14 protein-coding genes are annotated in these 16,153 nt (G+C 67.8%); 8 read left to right on the forward strand and 6 right to left on the reverse strand.

What is annotated here, in order from left to right; all coding sequences use genetic code 11:
* The first annotated feature begins 89 nt into the window (after positions 1-89).
* Complete coding sequence (gene zapE / locus MF607_RS16055) at positions 90-1,193, forward strand: cell division protein ZapE (protein ID WP_242120619.1); 1,104 nt, start codon at positions 90-92, stop codon at positions 1,191-1,193.
* Positions 1,194-1,352: 159 nt separating this feature from the next.
* Here the strand turns inward: zapE and hrpB are convergent, their stop codons facing one another.
* From hrpB to MF607_RS16070, 3 genes are all read right to left on the reverse strand, one after another.
* Entirely contained in the window at positions 1,353-3,776 is a 2,424-nt protein-coding gene (gene hrpB / locus MF607_RS16060) for an ATP-dependent helicase HrpB (RefSeq protein WP_242120621.1), read from the reverse strand.
* A gap of 147 nt (positions 3,777-3,923) precedes the next feature.
* Positions 3,924-4,847: an aldo/keto reductase gene (locus MF607_RS16065; RefSeq protein WP_347340893.1), complete on the reverse strand. Its 924-nt coding sequence runs from the start codon at positions 4,845-4,847 to the stop codon at positions 3,924-3,926.
* 246 nt (positions 4,848-5,093) lie between these two features.
* On the reverse strand, positions 5,094-7,463 hold the full coding sequence (locus MF607_RS16070) for a DNA translocase FtsK (RefSeq protein WP_242120624.1): 2,370 nt from the start codon (positions 7,461-7,463) through the stop codon (positions 5,094-5,096).
* A 128-nt stretch (positions 7,464-7,591) separates the two neighbouring features.
* Between MF607_RS16070 and MF607_RS16075 the strand changes: the two genes are divergently transcribed.
* Positions 7,592-8,809, forward strand: a complete 1,218-nt coding sequence (locus MF607_RS16075; RefSeq protein ID WP_242120626.1) for a UbiH/UbiF/VisC/COQ6 family ubiquinone biosynthesis hydroxylase — start codon at positions 7,592-7,594, stop codon at positions 8,807-8,809.
* A gap of 105 nt (positions 8,810-8,914) precedes the next feature.
* On the opposite strand, the gene MF607_RS16080 is transcribed toward MF607_RS16075, so the two are convergent.
* Entirely contained in the window at positions 8,915-9,220 is a 306-nt protein-coding gene (locus tag MF607_RS16080) for a chorismate mutase (RefSeq protein WP_242120628.1), read from the reverse strand.
* 200 nt (positions 9,221-9,420) lie between these two features.
* On the opposite strand from MF607_RS16080, the gene rpsD reads away from it, so the two are divergent.
* On the forward strand, positions 9,421-10,032 hold the full coding sequence (gene rpsD / locus MF607_RS16085) for a 30S ribosomal protein S4 (protein WP_242120630.1): 612 nt from the start codon (positions 9,421-9,423) through the stop codon (positions 10,030-10,032).
* A 294-nt stretch (positions 10,033-10,326) separates the two neighbouring features.
* Positions 10,327-10,818 carry a hypothetical protein gene (locus MF607_RS16090; protein WP_242120632.1) on the forward strand — a complete coding sequence of 164 codons (492 nt, stop codon included), beginning with the start codon at positions 10,327-10,329 and terminating at the stop codon, positions 10,816-10,818.
* A gap of 138 nt (positions 10,819-10,956) precedes the next feature.
* Here MF607_RS16090 and MF607_RS16095 read toward each other — a convergent pair whose 3' ends face one another.
* On the reverse strand, positions 10,957-11,511 hold the full coding sequence (locus MF607_RS16095; protein WP_242120634.1) for a septal ring lytic transglycosylase RlpA family protein: 555 nt from the start codon (positions 11,509-11,511) through the stop codon (positions 10,957-10,959).
* Between the two features lie 82 nt (positions 11,512-11,593).
* On the opposite strand from MF607_RS16095, the gene MF607_RS16100 reads away from it, so the two are divergent.
* Genes MF607_RS16100 through MF607_RS16115 form a run of 4 tightly spaced genes read left to right on the forward strand, consistent with a single transcriptional unit; the run spans position 11,594 to position 14,838 of the window.
* Positions 11,594-12,703, forward strand: a complete 1,110-nt coding sequence (locus tag MF607_RS16100) for an S-(hydroxymethyl)glutathione dehydrogenase/class III alcohol dehydrogenase (RefSeq protein WP_242120636.1) — start codon at positions 11,594-11,596, stop codon at positions 12,701-12,703.
* Between the two features lie 55 nt (positions 12,704-12,758).
* Entirely contained in the window at positions 12,759-13,769 is a 1,011-nt protein-coding gene (locus MF607_RS16105) for an aldo/keto reductase (RefSeq protein WP_242120638.1), read from the forward strand.
* A complete protein-coding gene (locus MF607_RS16110) occupies positions 13,766-14,497 on the forward strand; it encodes an SDR family oxidoreductase (protein WP_242120640.1) in 732 nt (243 codons plus the stop codon). Before MF607_RS16105 ends, MF607_RS16110 begins: the two co-directional genes overlap by 4 nt.
* A complete protein-coding gene (locus MF607_RS16115) occupies positions 14,482-14,838 on the forward strand; it encodes an L-rhamnose mutarotase (RefSeq protein ID WP_242120642.1) in 357 nt (118 codons plus the stop codon). The genes MF607_RS16110 and MF607_RS16115 overlap by 16 nt, the downstream gene beginning before the upstream one ends.
* Positions 14,839-14,879: 41 nt before the next feature.
* Here MF607_RS16115 and manD read toward each other — a convergent pair whose 3' ends face one another.
* The gene (gene manD, locus MF607_RS16120) at positions 14,880-16,097 is read right to left on the reverse strand and encodes a D-mannonate dehydratase ManD (RefSeq protein ID WP_242120741.1); all 1,218 of its coding nucleotides are present in this window, start codon (positions 16,095-16,097) and stop codon (positions 14,880-14,882) included.
* Between the last annotated feature and the right edge of the window lie 56 nt (positions 16,098-16,153).

The raw sequence follows: 16,153 nt of genomic DNA on the forward strand, positions 1-16,153 counted from the left end.
TGGGGCAACCCCTTCTCGACTTCGGTTCTCGACAAGCTCGAACCTGCGCTCGAAGCAAACGGAGTGTTTGGGGTAGGGGGTGGACACGCATGACCGTCCTCACCCGTTACGACAGCCTCGTTGCCGCCGGCGAACTCCGCCCCGACCCCGAACAGCGCGCCGCTGCCGAGCGGCTGTCGCGCCTTGCCGCCGAACTCGACGCTCCGCCCCGGCGCGGCCTGTTCGCCCGCCTGACCGGCCGCGACGCCGTACCCCCACGCGGGGTCTACCTGTGGGGTGGCGTCGGGCGTGGCAAGTCGATGCTGATGGACCTGTTCTACGACTGCGTCGCCGAACCGGCCAAGCGCCGCGTCCATTTCCACGCCTTCATGATCGAGGTCCATGCCCGCCTCGCTACCGAACGCGCTAAGGAAGCCGGCAACCCGGTGCCGCCGGTCGCCGAGGCGCTGGCCAAGGACCTGAAGCTGCTCGCGTTCGACGAGATGGTCATCAACAACACCGCCGACGCGATGGTGCTGTCGCGGCTGTTCACCGAGATGATGACGCACGGCGTGACCATCGTCGCGACGTCGAACCGGCCGCCGGTCGATCTCTACAAGGACGGCCTGCAGCGCGACAGTTTCCTGCCGTTCATCGCGCTGCTCGAATCGAACCTCGACGTGCTGCCGCTGAACGGCCCGACCGACTATCGCCGCGACCGGTTGGGCGCGGTCGATACGTGGCTGGTGCCCAACGGACCGGCGGCGACCGAGGCGCTGTCGGCGGCGTTCTTCCGCCTAACCGATTTCGCGGTCGAGGATCGCGACCATGTGCCGTCGTGCGACCTCGATATCGGCGGACGGACGTTGCACGTGCCCAAAGCGCTGAAGGGCGTCGCGGTGTTCAGTTTCAAGCGGCTGTGCGGCGAGGCGCGCGGCGCGCCCGATTATCTGGAGATCGCGCGGACGTTCCACACCGTGATCCTGGTCGGCATCCCGATCCTCGGGCCGGAGAACCGTAACGAGGCGGCACGGTTCGTGACGCTGATCGATGCGCTGTACGAATATCGGGTGAAGCTGCTGGCGGCGGCGGACGCGCAGCCGGGCGACCTGTATCCGCGCGGCGACGGGCGGTTCGAATTCGACCGGACGATCAGCCGGCTGGAGGAGATGCGGTCGGAGGAATATCTGGCCAAGGGGCATGGCGAGGGATAGCCGCCCTTACTCCTTCCCACTCCCGTTTGCTTCGAGCGGAGGGTCGAACCTGTCGAGAACCGAAGTCGAGAAGGGGTTGCCCATACACCGGCGTTCTCGACTGCCGCGTCTCGACTTCGCTCGAAGCTGCTCGAACCGAACGGGGTGGTGCCGGCGGTGTCACCCCCGCCGCGCATCCGCCTTCTTGGTCCTGAGCGTCGCCGACGCCGCCGCCGGATCGTCGGGCCAGGGATGGCGCGGATAGCGGCCGCGCATTTCCTTCGACACGTCGCGCCACGACCCGGCCCAGAATCCCGGCAGGTCGCGCGTCGTCTGGATCGGCCGGCCCGCCGGTGAGGTCAGGCTGAGCGTCAGCGGTTGCCCGGCGACCATCGGGTGGGTGGCCAGCCCGAACAGCGCCTGCACGCGCAGCTCGACGCGCGGGCCGCCTTCTGCGGCATAGTCGATCGCATGGCTCGACCCGGCAGGGCTCTCGAACCGGGCGGGCGCGAGGCGGCGGACCTGTTGCATCCAGTCCCATCCCGCCTGCTGCTCCATTGCGTCGTGCAGGCCGGTCACGGCGTCGAGCCGCCGTTTGCCGGTCAGCAGCGGCGGCAGCCATTCATCGATCGTCGCGATCAGCGCCGCGTCACCCAGCGTATCGTCCTGCCCCAGCATCGCCGCGACATAGGCCGATCGGCGGCGCAGCGTCTCCGCTCCTTCCCATGGCAGCAGCGACAGGTCGCCGCGCACGGCTTGCACCAGCGCCGTGGCGATCTCCTCACCCGACGCCGCCGCATCGGGGCCCGACGACAGCCGGATCGCGCCGAGCCGGCGTTCGCGCAGCGCGATCACCCCCCGCGTGGCGGGATCGAAGGTCACGCTGCGCCGCGTTTCGATCCGGTCGCCGAATAATTGTTCGACCGTCGTCTGGTCGATCGCGACGGCGGACAGGATGCGCGCGCCGGCCGCCTGCCCCTGCGTTTCGGCCACCGCCAGCCATTCGGCCGATCCCAGCGCCGCCGCCTCCAGCCTGAACCCGCGACCTCCGACCGAGGCCCAGCGTTCGCCCGCAGCATCGCGGCGCCTGGCAATCCGATCGGGAAAGGCCAGCGCCACGCTGCGCGCCAGCGCATCGACGGGCGGATCGTCGCGACCCTTGACCAATTTGCGCCAGCGATCGGCAAGGCGGCGCGCCGCCTCCGCGCGCTGCCCGCGCTCGCCCTGCCAGCGGCGGCGGCGCTGGTCGAGATCGGTGTCGTTGCCGCCCAGGCCTCGCTCGCCGAGCAGCACCGCGACCTCGGCCGCCGCGCCGGCAAAGCCGCCCTCGCCAGCGCGGATCAGCATATGGGCGAGGCGTGGGGACAGCGGCAGCGCGGCGATGGCGAGGCCGTGCGGCGTCGGCCGGCCATCGCCGTCGATCGCGCCCAGCGTGGCGAGACGGGCACGCGCTTCCTCGACCGCGGCGGCGGGCGGCGGGTCGAGCCAGCGCAGCGTCGTCGGGTCGGTCACGCCCCATTTGCCGCATTCAAGCACCAGCGCCGACAGGTCGGCTTCGAGAATTTCCGCCGGATCGAAGCGCGGCAACCCGGCGGTGGCGGCAGCTTCCCACAGGCGATAGGCAACCCCCGGTCCCTGCCGCGCGGCACGCCCGGCGCGCTGGATGACGGCGGCCTGCGACGCGCGTTCGGTGGTCAGGCGGGTCATCCCCGCCGCCCGGTCGTAACGCGGACGCCGCGCCAGCCCCGAATCGACGACGATGCGAATCCCGTCGAGGGTCAGCGAGGTTTCGGCGATGCTGGTCGCCAGCACGATCTTGCGGCGACCTTGCGGATCGGGGGCGATGGCGGCGCGCTGTTCGGCGGGAAGCAGCGTGCCGTGCAACCGGTGCAGCACCGCCCCGTCGGGCACGGCGATGCGTTCGGCGGTGCGCTCGATCTCCGCGACGCCGGGCAGAAAGGCGAGGATGCCACCCTCCGCCTCGGACAGCGCACGGCGGATCGCGGCGGCGACCGAGTCCTCGATGCGCGCCTCGGCATGGCGGCCGATATGGCGCAGGTCGAGCGGGTAGGACCGCCCCTCGCTTTCGAGTACCGGCGCATCGTCCATCAGCGCCGCGAAGCGTTCGCCGTCGAGCGTCGCCGACATGGCGAGGATGCGCAGCTCGGGCCGCAATGCCGCCTGTGCATCGAGCGCGAGGGCGAGGCCGAAATCGCTGTCGAGGCTGCGTTCGTGCACTTCGTCGAACAGCACCGCCGACACGCCCGCCAGTTCGGGATCGGCCTGGATCCGCGCGACGAAAATGCCCTCGGTCATGACCGTCACCCGGGTCGCCGGCGACCGCTTGCTGTCCATGCGGGTGGCATAGCCGAAGGTCTGGCCGACGGGTTCGCCGGCGGTCGCGGCCATGCGCTCGGCGGCGGCGCGCGCGGCGATGCGGCGGGGGGAGAGGAGCAGGATTTCGCCGGTGACCCATGGTTCGCCGAGCAGTGCCGGGGCGACGGCGGTGGTCTTGCCCGCGCCGGGCGGCGCAACGAGGACGGCGGAGGTGCGGTCGCGCAACGTCTGGAGTAGGTCGGGCAGGACGGCGTGGATGGGGAGCATGGTGCCCCTTAGCAATCCTCCCCGCCTGCGGGGAGGGGGACCAGCGAAGCTGGTGGAGGGGGATCGCGGCGCCACGCAACCGTTGCGGTTGCCGACACCCCCCTCCACCATCCTTCGGATGGTCCCCCTCCCCGTGCCGGGGAGGATTTAGAGGGTGTCGGGGTTGGGGCCGAGGCGGCCGTCTTCGCGGTCCATCGCGTCGATCTTCGCGATCTGCTCCGCCGTCAGCGTTACCTTTTCCGCTGCCAAATTTTCCTCGATCCGCGCGCGCGACGACGCCTTGGGGATCACGCCCAGCCCGGCCTGCACATGCCAGGCGAGGATCACCTGTGCCGGCGTTGCCCCCGCCGCCTCGGCGATCGCGACGATCGCCGGATCGGTCAGCAATGTCCCCTGCCCCAGCGGCGACCAGCTTTGCGTCACGATCCCCAGTCGTTCATGCGCCGCGCGCGCCGCGCGCTGCTGGAAATGAGGATGCAGCTCGATCTGGTTCAGCGCCGGCACCACGCCGGTGGCATCGACGATCCGGTCGAGATGATCGGGCGAGAAGTTCGACACGCCGATCGAGCCGACCCGCCCGTCCTCGCGCAACCGCACCAGCGCCTTCCACGTGTCGACATAGCGGTCCTCCGACGGCATCGGCCAGTGGATCAGGAACAGGTCGATGCGCGGCAACTTCGCAGCGCTGGCGTCGAACGCCTTGAGCGCGCCGTCATAGCCCATGGCGTCGCGCCACAATTTGGTGGTGACGAAGATGTCGGTGCCGCCGGTCGCTTCGCCGACGCCCGTTTCGTTGGCATAGAAGGCGGCGGTGTCGATCAGGCGATAGCCGGCGTCGATGGCTTCGCGCGACAGGCGAGCGGAGTCTTCGGGCGGAACCTTGTAGGTGCCGTATCCAATCGCGGGGATGGTGCGGCCGTCGTTAAGGGTGAGGTCGGTGATGGAACTTCCGTGCGGTTGGGGGTCGCATTGCCAAAGGTTGGCGGCGTGATCCGTTCCTTGTCCCCGCTCCGTTCGTGCTGAGTAGGGACTAAGTTTGTCGGAGGCCCGTATCGAAGTACTTGGCTCCAGACGGTCTTTCGATACGCCATTTCGACAGGCTCAATGGCTACTCAAGACAAACGAATTTTCGTTCGCCAGCCCCTGCCCCCAACCGTTCGGTTCGAGCAGCTTCGAGCTTGTCGAGAAGCGTCCGTCGAGAACGCGCCGTTTGGGGCACCCCCTTCTCGACTTCGGTTCTCGACAGGCTCGAACCTGCGCTCGAAGCAAACGGAGGGGGGTGGAGAGCGAGGGGGCTGAGAGAGGGAAGCGCCCCCCTTACCCCGTCGGCCGCCCGTCCGCGTCCATCAACACCTCGCGCCGGCCGACATGGTCCGGGCGCGACACCAGCCCTTCCTTTTCCATCCGCTCGATCAGCCGCGCCGCCGAGTTATACCCCACGCGCAACTGACGCTGAAGCCAGCTGGTCGATGCCTTCTGGCTCTCCGCCACCAGCTGACACGCCTGGCGGAAGGTCTGTTCCTCGGGCGAATCGTCCCCGGTCGGCGCCCCGTCGAGGCTGAAGCCGGCATCGCCTTCCGGCTCGTTGACCACCGCGTCGATATAGTCGGGCGCCCCCTGCGAGCGCCAGAAATCGGACACCGCCTGCACTTCGTCGTCGCTGACGAACGGGCCGTGCACACGCGCCAGCGCCTTGCCGCCCGGCATGTACAGCATGTCGCCGCGGCCCAGCAGCTGCTCGGCACCCTGTTCGCCAAGGATGGTGCGCGAATCGATCTTGCTGGTGACGTGGAAGCTGATGCGCGTTGGCAGATTCGCCTTGATGACGCCGGTGATGACGTCGACCGAGGGGCGCTGCGTCGCCATGATCAGGTGGATGCCCGCCGCGCGCGCCTTTTGCGCGAGGCGCTGGATCAGGAATTCGACTTCCTTGCCCGCGGTCATCATCAGGTCGGCGAGTTCGTCGACGATCACCACGATCTGCGGCAGCGGCGTCAGGTCGAGCGTCTCTTCCTCATAGATCGGCGTGCCGTTCTCGGCATCGTAGCCGGTCTGCACCTTGCGGCCGAGCTTCTGCCCCTTGGCGATAGCGGCGCGGACCTTCTCGTTGAAGCTGGCAAGGCTGCGGACGTTGATCGACGCCATCATCCGATAGCGGTCCTCCATCTGCTCGACCGCCCATTTGAGCGCGCGCACCGCCTTGGGCGGGTCGGTCACCACGTCGGCGAGCAGGTGCGGGATGCCGCGATACATGCTGAGTTCGAGCATCTTCGGGTCGATCATGATCATCCGGCACTGGTCCGGGGTCAGCCGGTACAACAGCGACAGGATCATGCAGTTCAGGCCGACCGATTTGCCCGATCCGGTCGTACCCGCGACCAGCAGGTGCGGCATCGGCGCCAGATCGGCGACGACCGGATCGCCGGCGATATTCTTGCCCAGCACGATGGGAAGCTGCGCATTCTGGTCGGCGAACGCCTGGCTGGCGATCAGTTCGCGCAGGGAAACCGTCTCGCGCCGCTGGTTGGGCAGTTCGATGCCGATCACGGTGCGGCCCGGGATCGTCGCGACGCGCGCGGAGATCGCCGACATGTTGCGCGCGATATCGTCGGCCAGCTGGATGACGCGGCTGGCACGGATGCCGGGTTCGGGTTCGAGTTCGTACATGGTGACGACCGGGCCGGGCGCGACCTTCACCACCTGCCCCTTCACGTTGAAGTCGTCGAGCACGCTTTCGAGCAGGCGCGAATTGCGCTCCAGCGCCGCCTTGTCGATCGACGGGCCGCTCGATTCGGGCGGGGGGGCGAGCAGGTCGATGGCGGGCAGCGCGAAATTGTCGCGACCTTCGCTGCTGGCCGGGCGCGGTGCGCTGGCCAGCGCCGGCGAAGCGGTGCGTTCGGCGATGACCGGCGGCGCGCGGTTGTCGGGTTCGGCGACGCGGCGCGGCTGCGGCCGGGCGGGCGCGTCGTCCTCGGTATCTTCCTCGGTATCGGCGACGAAGCGGCTGGGCGCGGCATCGAACGGCGCATCATCGTCGTCATAGGCGACCTCACCCGTCTCGGCATCGACCGCCCGCGCGCGGCGTTCGAATTTCGGCATGCGGAAGGTGCCGTCGGGAATCTCGATCGTCAGTCCCTTGGCCCAGCGCCAGATGCCGAACAGCCCGGTCGCCAGCGCCACCACGCGGACGATCCAGATTTCGATATCGGGCTGGCCGATCATGTGGATCAGCCCCTGCACCGCCGCCGCGACGCTCCAGCCGATCACCCCGCCATAGCCGGCGGGCAGCGACAATATCGCCTCACCCGACACGAACGCCAGCGTCGTGCCCATCAGCAGCACGCCGATCAGGCAGTCGCGCACCATGCGCGGCCACGGCCCGACGGGCACGTCGCGCCACAGCCGGACGCTGACGATCAGGCCCAGCGGCAACAGCATCGAGACCGGCACGCCAAACAGGGTCAGCAACAGGTCGGCCAGATGCGCGCCGGGCGATCCGAGCTTGTTGGCGACCGGCCCGCCCGCGGCGGTGCTGAACGACGGATCGGCCGACGAATAGCTGACCAGCGCGATCGCGATCAGCAGCATGGCGACGAACAGCAAGGTCGCCCCGATTATCGCGCCGCTGCGCCTCACGCCCGCCTTCATCGCGTCGCGCCACAACATCGGCTGCGCGTTCGTCGCCATTCGTTCCACCCTTGTTCGATACCGCCCCGATGTGCGCCGCGCCGGGCATCGCCGTCAAGGCGGCGTTGCGGTGAACCGCACCACACCCTAAGTCGCGATGGACATAGGTTAAGGATGGGACGGGTTTCATGGCACAGGCGGACGTCATCATCCTGGGCGGCGGGCTGGTCGGCAGCACGCTCGGCGTATCGCTGAGCGTCCATGGCCTCCGCTCGATCATTCTCGATCCCGCCGATCCGGCAGTGACGCTGGCGCCGGGCTTCGACGGACGCGCCTCCGCCATCGCCAGCGCGACGCACCGCATGTTCGAGGCGATCGGCATTGCCGAGGGGCTGGGCGACGAGGGCTGTCCGATCGCCGCGATCCGCGCGACCGACGGGCTGGAACCCGGCAAGCTCGACTTCATCCCCGATGCCGCCGACGACCCGGTCGGCGTGATGTACGAGAACAAGCGGTTGCGGCAGGTGATCTATGACGCGGCGGTTGCATCGCCGCTGGTCGACCTGCGCTACCGGGACCGAGCGATCGACGTCCGGCGCGAGGCGCATGGCGTGACGGTGACGACGGCGGGCGGCGACACGCTGACCGCACCGCTGCTGATCGCGGCGGAGGGGCGCAATTCGCCGACGCGCGAGGCGGCGGGCATCCGCGTCGCGCGCTGGAGCTACGATCACGCCGCGATCATCACCACGCTCGGCCATGCGGAGCCGCACGAGAATGTGGCGTATGAGATCTTCTACCCGGCCGGGCCGTTCGCGATCCTGCCGCTGAAGGACGACGAACACGGCCATCGCTCGGCGATCGTTTGGACCGTCGATGCGAAGGACCGACCGGCGATGCTGAAACTGTCCGACCGCGCCTTCCTTGCCGAAGCATCGAAGAAGACGGGCGGATTTTTGGGGCAATTGTCGAACCTGTCGGCTCGGTCGAGCTATCCGCTCGGCTTTCACCATGCGGCGCGGATCACCGCCGAGCGGCTGGTACTGGTCGGCGACGCCGCGCACGGCATCCACCCGATCGCCGGACAGGGGCTGAACCTCGGCCTGCGCGACGTCGCGGCGCTGACCGAGGTGCTGGTCGAGGGCAAGCGCACCGGGCTCGACCTTGGCGACCCCTATCTGCTCGAGCGCTATCAGCGGTGGCGCGGGCTGGACACGTTCGCGGTGGCGCTGGCGACCGACGGGCTGACGCGGTTGTTCGGCATTCCGGGCAAGGCGGCCGGCGCGGTGCGGCGCTTCGGCCTGTCGGCGGTCGATTCGATCCCGCCGCTCAAAGCCGCCTTCATGGCCGAGGCGCGCGGCGAGACGGGCAAGCTGCCCAAGCTGTTGCAGGGGGTTACGGCGTAGGAGGCGGTTCCGGGCACGACACCCGCCGCACCCTACCCGTCACCCCGGACTTGCGGCGGGGGTGCCGATGGCGATCGGGACCAGGGCTGCCAATCCTTCGACGCGCTATCCCCGCGTCGCGTCGAACCGCGCCATCTCATACGCGATCGACGCCTCGACCAGCCGCTCCCACAGGTCCGCGACCACCGCATCGGGCACGCCAGCCTCCGCCGCCGCCGCCCGCGCATTCGCGATCACCTCGGCCTTGCGTGCCTCGTCGCGCACCGCCGCGCGCGCCGGCTTGATCCGCGCGGCGGCATCCATATAGGCGAAGCGTCGCGCCAGCAGCGCGACCAGTTCGCGGTCGAGGCTGTCGACGCCGGCACGGACGTCGGTCATGGTGGTACAATCGGGGCCGGGCAGGATCGTCATGCCCCGCGCTTTGGCGAGTGTCCCCGCGCTTGTCCAGCTTGACTCCCGCGCCCCATCCGGCTAGGCGCGCCGCTTCGCAATTCGGCCCCGCATTCCCGGTGAAGCGGTGGCCCCGGCCCCTCGGGACCGGCGGCGAATACCGGGAGCCGCGATCGTCCACCCGGATGGTCAAACGTTACTGCAATTGCATTGGATTTACGATGTCGAAGCGCTCCAGCGCCAAGTACAAGCTCGATCGCCGCCTTGGCGAGAATATCTGGGGTCGTCCCAAGAGCCCGGTCAACAAGCGTGAATATGGCCCCGGCCAGCACGGTCAGCGCCGCAAGGGCAAGATGTCGGACTTCGGCACCCAGCTGCGCGCCAAGCAGAAGCTGAAGGGCTATTACGGCGACGTCACCGAAAAGCAGTTCAAGCGCACCTATGAAGAAGCGTCGCGCATGAAGGGCGACACCGGTCAGAACCTGATCGGCCTGCTCGAACAGCGCCTCGACATGATCGTGTACCGCGCCAAGTTCGCGCCGACCGTCTGGGCCGCGCGTCAGCTGGTCAGCCACGGCCACGTCCGCGTCAACGGCGTGAAGTGCAACATCGCGTCGCGCCGCTGCTATGTCGGCGACGAAATCTCGCTGGGCACCAAGGCGCAGGAAATGGCGCTGGTCCTCGAAGCGCAGACCCTCGCCGAGCGTGACATCCCCGAATATATCGGCGCCGACGGCACCAAGGTCACCTTCAACCGCGTTCCGACGCTGGACGAAGTGCCCTATCCGGTGAAGATGGAACCGAACCTCGTGGTCGAGTTCTACTCGCGCTGATCTCGCGCCGAGCCAAGGTCCAGCGAAGCTGGACCAAGGCCGAAACTCGGCGCGAGCGGCCGGCGCTGCTACAGCAGCGACCGACGACATGGGCTTCGCCCATGGCGCTGGCAGAAACAAGAAGGGCGGCCCCGCAACGGGCCGCTCTTTTCGTATCCACTTTACGCCAACGCGATCCTACGACACGCTGTTACCTCCCACTGGTGAGGTCCCATGCGCCACCTTCTGCTCGCCCTGTTCCTCCTCGCTACGCCTGCGCTCGCCCAGACCCCGCCGCCCGCGAACAACGCCGAGATGGCGAAACTCTTCGCCGACGATCAAGCGATCCGCGAAAACGTCCCGCACGCGAAGATGCAGGACATGGCGTTCGTCGAGAAAATGTGGGCGGATGACGCCGCTCGCCGGACCAGTACGCGCGCCCTGCTCGATAGCGGCCAATTGTCGACTGCCGATGATTACTACGCCGCTGCCTTCGTGTTTCAGCATGGCGAAAAGCCGCAAGATTATCTGCTCGCCCATTCGCTGGCACTCGCTGCGGTCGCGCGCGGCAAGGCGGAAGCGAGCTGGATCGCGGCCGCGACCCTTGACCGTTACCTTCAGAATATCGGCCAGAAGCAGGTATACGGCACGCAATGGCGCTGGCCCAACGACGCTCCGCCCAGCCGCGAGCCCTATGACCGCCAACTGATCCCCGACAGCCTGCGTACCGCCCTCGGTGTACCCACGCTCGCCAAGCAGGATAAAAATCTCGCCGAGATGCAGGCCGAACAGGCGGCCACCAAATAACCGCTTTCCTACATTTTACCCGCCGGTCAGGATCGCGCCGGGTTCGTCGAACCCGCGCTTCTTGAGCTGTCGAAACCCACAAACCAGCTGGTGCGCGAAACGCGCGCAAGTGTGAACTTCGTGAACTTTGGCCCCGCGCTACAGCCCGCTGGCCCGCAACTGCGCCCGCAAATTGGCGCGCGTCCGCTCATCGACCGGCGGCAGTTCGCGGGCGCCCTTGCCCTTGCGCAGCCTTACCCGATCGCGTTCGTCGGGTGCCACCACCCGCACGCGGACCGGCACGACGCCGGTCCCGCGCACGCCCAGCGCCTCGGCCGCGCCGCGCGACAGGTCGAGGATGCGCCCGCGCCCGGTGAACGGCCCGCGATCATTGACGCGGACCAGAATACGCCGCCCGGTGTCGAGCGCGGTCACCTCGACATAGCTCGGCAGCGGCAGCGTGGTATGCGCGGCGGTGACCCAGCCGGGGCGGAACCGCTCGCCATTGGCGGTCCGCCGTCCCGACTCATTGCCATACCAGCTCGCCAGCCCCAGCATGTCGTAGGTCGGATCGGCAGCGGGAGCATAGGTCACGCCGCGCACGCTGTACGGCGCGCCGACCTTGACCGCCGCGTCGCTGACCGCGCGATAATTTCCGCCGGCACAGGCCGATAGCAACAGGGCGGCACAGGGTAGAAACGAACGCGGGGTCATCACCTGCCCTTTAGCGCAGCACCGCCCCCTTGCCGACCCCCGTCCGCGCCCGCTAGGCCGGCACGACCCAAGGAGACGCCCCATGAAGACCCGTGCCGCCGTCGCATTCGAAGCGAAGCGCCCTCTTGAAATCGTCGAACTCGACCTTGAAGGGCCCAAGCCCGGCGAAGTGCTGATTGAGATCATGGCGACCGGCATCTGCCATACCGATGCCTATACGCTCGATGGCCTCGACAGCGAGGGGATCTTCCCCTCGGTGCTCGGCCACGAAGGCGCAGGCATCGTGCGCGAGGTCGGCGCGGGCGTGACCAGTGTCGCGGTCGGCGACCATGTCATCCCGCTCTACACCCCCGAATGCCGCCAGTGTAAGTCGTGTCTGTCGGGCAAGACCAACCTGTGTACCGCGATCCGGGCGACGCAGGGCAAGGGGCTGATGCCCGACGGCACCACCCGGTTCAGCTATAAGGGCCAGCCCATCTATCATTATATGGGCTGCTCGACCTTCTCCAACTTCACCGTCCTGCCCGAGATCGCGGTCGCGAAGATCCGCGAGGATGCGCCGTTCCAGACCAGCTGCTATGTCGGCTGCGGCGTCACCACCGGCGTCGGCGCGGTGGTCAACACCGCCAAGGTCGCGCCGGGCGACAATATCATCGTCTTCGGCCTCGGCGGCATCGGCCTGAACGTGCTGCAGGGTGCGAAGATGGCCGGCGCGAACATGATCGTCGGCGTCGATATCAATCCCGACCGCGAGGAATGGGGCCGCCGCTTCGGCATGACCCATTTCGTCAACCCGAAGGACGTCAGCGGCGATATCGTCCAGCATCTGGTCGCGCTGACCGATGGCGGCGCGGACTATACGTTCGACTGCACCGGCAATACCGACGTCATGCGGCAGGGGCTGGAGGCATGCCATCGCGGCTGGGGCACCAGCATCATCATCGGCGTGGCCGAGGCGGGCAAGGAAATCAGCACCCGTCCGTTCCAGCTGGTCACCGGGCGCAACTGGCGTGGCACCGCGTTCGGCGGGGCGAAGGGCCGCACCGACGTGCCGAAGATCGTCGACTGGTACATGAACGGCAAGATCGAGATCGACCCGATGATCACCCATGTCCTGTCGCTCGACGAGATCAACAAGGGCTTCGACCTGATGCACGCCGGCGAGAGCATCCGCTCGGTCGTGGTCTACTGATTTCGTTTTGACAGGTGAAATTTCTTCGCGAATATAAGCGGAGAGAGGACATGCGATGACCGGAGGGCAGCGTCCCGCCAAGCTCGGCTTTGGCGGGGCGGCGATCGGCAATCTATATCGGCCGGTCGGCGAGGAAGCCGCCCGGTCGACGATCGACGCCGCCTGGGATCGCGGGATCCGTGCGTTCGATACCGCCCCGCATTACGGTTTCGGCCTGTCCGAACGGCGATTGGGCGATGCGCTGGCGGTGCGCGATCCGGAGGGTACCGCATTCGTCTCGACCAAGGTGGGACGCGTGCTGCAACCGGTGCCCGATCGCGACTTGGCCACGGAACGACAGGGGTTCGTGTCGCCCGAACCGGTCGAGAGCGCGTTCGACTATTCGCGTGACGGGGTGCTGCGCTCGTTCGATGCCAGCCTTCGCCGGTTGCGGCGTGACCGGATCGACCTGTTGCTGGCGCATGATCTGGGTGCCATGACCCATGGTGCCGATGCCGGGGCGCAGATGGCGACCTTCCTCGACGGCGGCTATCCGGCGATGTGCGAGTTGCGCGACATGGGCGCGATCGGCGCGATCGGCATCGGCGTCAACGAGATCGCGGTGTGCGAGGAACTGCTGGATCAGGTCGAACTCGACGCGATCCTGCTCGCCGGCCGCTATACGCTGCTCGAACAGGGTGCGCTCGACTCGCTGCTGCCCCGCTGTCAGGCGATGGGCGTCCGATTGATCCTTGGCGGGCCGTACAATTCCGGCATCCTCGCCACCGGCACCGGCGGCGGCGCGCGCTATAATTATGAGCCGGCACCCGCCGACATCGGCCGCCGGGTCGATGCCATCGCCGCAATTTGCGCGCGCCACGACGTGCCGATGGCGGCGGCGGCGCTGCAATTCGCCATGGAGAATCCGGCAGTCGACACCGTCATTCCCGGCATGGCCGATGCGGCGGAGGTCGCCCAGTCGCTGGCACTCGCCACCCTGCCCCTGCCCCCGGCGCTGTGGCACGACCTGATCGACGCCGGTCTGGTCCGCGCCGACGCCCCCGTTCCTTCTTCGGAGACCGCATGACCCGCCTGTCCGGTAAAACCGCCATCGTCACCGCCGCCGCGCAAGGGATCGGCCGCGCCGCCGCCGAATTGTTCGCCCGCGAAGGCGCGCGGGTGCTGGCGGTCGATATCAATGGCGAGGCGCTGGCGACGCTGGCAGGCTGCGAGGTGCATGTCGTCGACCTGATGGACGGACAGGCCATCAAGGACTTCGCAGCTAGGGTCGGCGCGGTCGACATCCTGTTCAACTGCGCCGGCTTCGTCCATGCCGGCACGATCCTGACCACCGAAGAGGCCGATTGGGACTTCAGCTTCGACCTGAACGTCCGTGCGCAATATCGGCTGATCCGCGCCCTGCTGCCGGCGATGATCGATGCGGGCGGCGCCTCGATCGTCAACATGTCGTCGGTCGCCAGCCATGTGATCGCGGTCCCCAACCGCTTCGTCTATACCGCGTCCAAGGCGGCGGTGATCGGACTGACCAAGTCGGTCGCGCTCGATTTCGTCGGACAGGGTATCCGTTGCAACGCGATCTGCCCCGGCACCGTCCAGTCGCCCTCGCTGGAAGAGCGCATGGCGGCGACCGGCGATGCGGCGGCGGCGCGCGCTTCGTTCACCGCGCGCCAGCCGATGGGTCGGCTGGGCCGGGCGGAGGAAATCGCCGAATTGGCGCTGTACCTTGCCTCCGACGCGTCGTCCTACACGACCGGCGTGGCGCATGTGATCGATGGCGGATGGTCGAACGCATGATCCATGTCCTGACCCTCGACCTTGCCGACGAAGTCGCCGCCATTGCCGAGTATGAACACTGGCATCGGCCAGGCAATGTCCCCGCAGCCGTCCTGGCATCGATCCGCGATGCCGGCATCACACAGATGGAGATCTGGCGCACCGGCAACCGGCTGGTCATGACGATGACCGTCACCGAGGCATTCGACCCGGTGGCCAAGACCGCCGCCGACCTCGCCAATCCCGAAGTCGTCGCGTGGGAAGCGCGGATGGGCCAGTTCCAGCGCGCCCTGCCACAGGCACCCGACGGCAGCCGCTGGACGCCGATGGCGCGCATCTTCCGCCTGACCGACCACGCATGATGCATTCCGGCCCGCGTCGCTGCGACGGGCCGGCCCGCCCCTTACCAGTTCCAGAGCGTGCCGTCTTCCAGCCGCGCAACGGGAAGCTGCTTTGGGTTGTACGGGTATTTCGTGGCAAGCGACTCGTCGATATCGACGCCGTGGCCGGGCGTGTCGCCGACCTTCAGATAGCCGTCCTCGAACCGGTAGTCATGCGGGAAGACCTCATCGGTCTCGGGCGCGTGCGCCATATATTCCTGGATGCCGAAATTCGGGACCCAGGTGTCGAAGTGCAGCGCGGCGCCCATGCATACCGGCGAGAGGTCGGTCGCACCATGGCTGCCGGTGCGGACCTGATACAGCCCGGCCAGATCGGCGATCCGCCGCAAATGGGTGATGCCGCCGGCATGGACGACCGTCGTGCGGATGAAGTCGATCAGCTGTTCCTGGATCAGCGTCCGGCAGTCATGGATCGAATTGAAGATCTCGCCGACCGCCAGCGGCGTGGTCGTATGCTGCCGGATCAGGCGGAACGCTTCCTGATTTTCGGCCGGCGTCGCGTCTTCCATCCAGAACAGGCGATATTCCTCCAGCGCCTTGCCCAGCCGCGCCGCCTCGATCGGGGTCAGCCGGTGATGCACGTCGTGGAGCAGTTCGATCTCCTCACCATGGGCGACGCGGATCGCCTCGAACAGTTTCGGCGCGTGGCGCAGATAGGCCGGCGTCGACCACAAAGTCTCCTGCGGCAGCGCGGTGTCGGCGGGTTCGTAGATCTTGCCCGCGCCCGACCCGACGCCATAGGCGCCCTTCACCCCCGGCACGCCCGACTGCGCCCGGATCGCGCGATAGCCCGCCTCGCGATAGCGGCCGACCGTCTCGACCGTATGTTCGATATCGGCACCGTTGGCATGGCCATAGACCAGCACGCCCTCGCGCGAACGGCCGCCGAGCAATTGGTAGAGCGGCAGCCCCGCCGCCTTGCCCTTGATATCCCACAGCGCGGTATCGACCGCGGCGATCGCGGTCATCGTCACCGGTCCGCGACGCCAATAGGCACCGCGATAGAGATATTGCCAGATATCCTCGATCCGGTGCGCGTCGCGCCCGATCAGCACGGGTACGACATGGTCGGTCAGATACGACGCGACCGACAATTCGCGACCGTTCAGCGTCGCGTCGCCAATGCCATAGACGCCCTGGTCGGTCTCGATCTTCAGCGTGACGAAATTGCGCCCCGGACAGGTGACGATCACGCGTGCGTCGCGGATGATGAGCGGTATGCACGACGCTGGGGTGGGGCCTGTCACTGTCCGACTCTCCTGATATCAAGGACGCA

Origin of the sequence: Sphingomonas lacusdianchii (assembly GCF_022664395.1) — a bacterium.
In the GTDB taxonomy this organism is placed as follows: Bacteria; Pseudomonadota; Alphaproteobacteria; order Sphingomonadales; family Sphingomonadaceae; genus Sphingomonas; species Sphingomonas lacusdianchii.

Coding starts and splice junctions, on each gene's coding strand:
- MF607_RS16110 (WP_242120640.1), top strand. CDS start 13,766: ATGACCCGCCTGTCCGGTAAAACCGCCATCGTCACCGCCGCCGCGCAA.
- MF607_RS16100 (WP_242120636.1), top strand. CDS start 11,594: ATGAAGACCCGTGCCGCCGTCGCATTCGAAGCGAAGCGCCCTCTTGAA.
- MF607_RS16105 (WP_242120638.1), top strand. CDS start 12,759: ATGACCGGAGGGCAGCGTCCCGCCAAGCTCGGCTTTGGCGGGGCGGCG.
- zapE (WP_242120619.1), top strand. CDS start 90: ATGACCGTCCTCACCCGTTACGACAGCCTCGTTGCCGCCGGCGAACTC.
- MF607_RS16090 (WP_242120632.1), top strand. CDS start 10,327: ATGGCGAAACTCTTCGCCGACGATCAAGCGATCCGCGAAAACGTCCCG.
- rpsD (WP_242120630.1), top strand. CDS start 9,421: ATGTCGAAGCGCTCCAGCGCCAAGTACAAGCTCGATCGCCGCCTTGGC.
- MF607_RS16075 (WP_242120626.1), top strand. CDS start 7,592: ATGGCACAGGCGGACGTCATCATCCTGGGCGGCGGGCTGGTCGGCAGC.
- MF607_RS16115 (WP_242120642.1), top strand. CDS start 14,482: ATGGTCGAACGCATGATCCATGTCCTGACCCTCGACCTTGCCGACGAA.
- MF607_RS16070 (WP_242120624.1), bottom strand. CDS start 7,463: ATGGCGACGAACGCGCAGCCGATGTTGTGGCGCGACGCGATGAAGGCG.
- MF607_RS16080 (WP_242120628.1), bottom strand. CDS start 9,220: ATGACGATCCTGCCCGGCCCCGATTGTACCACCATGACCGACGTCCGT.
- MF607_RS16095 (WP_242120634.1), bottom strand. CDS start 11,511: ATGACCCCGCGTTCGTTTCTACCCTGTGCCGCCCTGTTGCTATCGGCC.
- hrpB (WP_242120621.1), bottom strand. CDS start 3,776: ATGCTCCCCATCCACGCCGTCCTGCCCGACCTACTCCAGACGTTGCGC.